The sequence below is a fragment of the Pseudomonas pudica genome (assembly GCF_015680405.1).
Classification (GTDB): domain Bacteria; phylum Pseudomonadota; class Gammaproteobacteria; order Pseudomonadales; family Pseudomonadaceae; genus Aquipseudomonas; species Aquipseudomonas pudica.
This window is the reverse complement of the sequence record NZ_JADLJS010000098.1, coordinates 1-1,825: the sequence shown is the minus strand read 5'-3', so window position 1 is coordinate 1,825 and position 1,825 is coordinate 1. Positions and strand designations below refer to the sequence as shown.

Sequence of the window (1,825 nt, the reverse complement as noted above, 5' to 3'; positions counted from 1 at the left end):
ATGGCACGGGCTTCGCCCGTGTTCGCGGGCAAGCCCGCTCCCACAGGGATCACGCCAGCTTTTAGAAATTGAGCAAGACAGTTGCTCCCACAGAGTCTGCGCGGGATCAAAGGCTTGCGCTTTACCTGTGGGAGCTGGCTTGCCGGCGATCAGGCCAGTACTGGCAACATCATCAGGCACTTTGCCGTACTGGTGCGCCAGCCCGGGCCAACAGTTCCAGCACCGCTTCACTCAGGCGCGGATCGGACAGCACCCGCTGGTGGCCACCCGCCTCCAGCAGCATCAGGCGGCTATCGAACCAGGCCTTGTGAATAACCTGTGCCTCATCGACGGGCACCAAGGCATCATCGGCGGCATGCACCACCAACCCAGGCAACTCCAGCTGGTAACCAGTCACATCCAGCCGCGCAATCTGCATGCCTACATCCCGCTCAACCTGGCGAATGAACGCCGCCCGCGCCCGCGCTGGCAGCCCCAGGCGATGGGCAAAGCCACGCAGTACGCCCAACAGCCGCGCCGGAGCGGCAATGCTGACCGCTGCCTCTGTGCGTAGCCCCATCTGCAGGGCCAGCAATACACTGGCGCCTCCCATGGAATGGCCAATAACCGCGCGCAGCGGCGGCAGTTCGGCGGCAGCCTCCAGCAGCGCCCGGGCAAACAGCACCACATTGGCCTGCTCGCCAGGCGAACGCCCATGCCCCGGACCCTCCAGCGACACCACCGTGTGCCCGGCCTGGACCAAGGTTTCGATCAACGCGGCAAACTGGGTCGGGCGCCCTTCCCACCCGTGCATCAGCAGCACGGTCGGCCCCTTGCCCCAGCGCAGGGCCGACAAACCGAAGCGCAGGGTGATACGCTCGGCGCTGGCCAGCACGGGCAACTCCCAATCCCGTGGCGGCAGGTTGCGCGGGGTCATGAAGGCACGGCGCATCTTGCCCGCGACATGCTCAGGGGCCAGGCGGCCCAAGGTGCCATTGACACCACGAATCCAGCTCAGGGTAGTCATCGCCATGCTCCAGGATCAAAGCACCGCCGATTTGGCGGCGCGCAGAATACGATCAGACAGCTCGCTGGTGCCCAGGGCACGGGCCAGCGTCAGGCCGCCAATCATCAGGGCCAGGTCGGCCAAGGCCTTGTCGGCATCCTCGGGACGGTCGACCATGGCGGCAGCCATCAACTCGATGTGCTCGGCCAGCACCTCGCGGAAGGCCTCCGGCAGGCGCTGCATCTCGCCCAGCGAGTTGGGCAGCGGGCAGGCATGCACTTCGGCATCACGGTGCTTGCGCGACAGGTAGAAAGCGCTGGCCAGCGCCCGCCGCCCGGCGCCATCGAGGCTGGGGTCGATCTGCGCGAGCAAGGCGCGGCGCTCACACAGCAACTGGCGGAACGCTTCGAGCATCAACTCGTCCTTGCTGTCGAAGTGCGCGTAGAAACCACCAACGGTCAGGCCTGCCGCACCCATGACCTGGCTGACGCTGGGCTCGGCCGGGCCGTGCTGGATCAGCGCACTTCGCGCCGCCTCGAGGATGCGTTCGCGGGTTCTGCTCTTCTTGTCGCTCATCGTGCCACTCGCCAATCAAAATATGATGATAGAAATATTATTCGCGTAATATTTTTTGGCAAGCAGAATCTGTAGCCGCCTGTCGGTCGCGAAATTTTTGAGCTGGGAAGAAAAACAAAAGGCCCATTCAATAATCGAATGAGCCTTAAAAGTCCCGCAAAACGCGGGTAAACGTGGCGTCCCCTAGGGGACTCGAACCCCTGTTACCGCCGTGAAAGGGCGGTGTCCTAGGCCACTAGACGAAGGGGACGTAACCTTCGTGCC

General features: G+C 63.8%; 2 protein-coding genes and 1 tRNA gene. All 3 read right to left on the bottom strand.

Annotated features, from left to right (window positions below):
* Nucleotides 1-172: 172 nt before the first annotated feature.
* Entirely contained in the window at nt 173-1,006 is an 834-nt protein-coding gene (locus tag IRZ77_RS26645) for an alpha/beta fold hydrolase (RefSeq protein ID WP_153671769.1), read from the bottom strand.
* A 15-nt stretch (nt 1,007-1,021) separates the two neighbouring features.
* Nucleotides 1,022-1,561 (bottom strand): TetR/AcrR family transcriptional regulator, encoded by a 540-nt coding sequence (locus IRZ77_RS26640; protein ID WP_108481525.1) that lies wholly within the window; start codon nt 1,559-1,561, stop codon nt 1,022-1,024.
* 174 nt (nt 1,562-1,735) lie between these two features.
* Nucleotides 1,736-1,811 (bottom strand) — tRNA-Glu (locus tag IRZ77_RS26635).
* Nucleotides 1,812-1,825 lie beyond the last annotated feature (14 nt).

Bases quoted from the DNA above. Each gene is read 5' to 3' on its own strand.
- IRZ77_RS26640 (WP_108481525.1), bottom strand. From the start codon at position 1,561: ATGAGCGACAAGAAGAGCAGAACCCGCGAACGCATCCTCGAGGCGGCG.
- IRZ77_RS26645 (WP_153671769.1), bottom strand. From the start codon at position 1,006: ATGACTACCCTGAGCTGGATTCGTGGTGTCAATGGCACCTTGGGCCGC.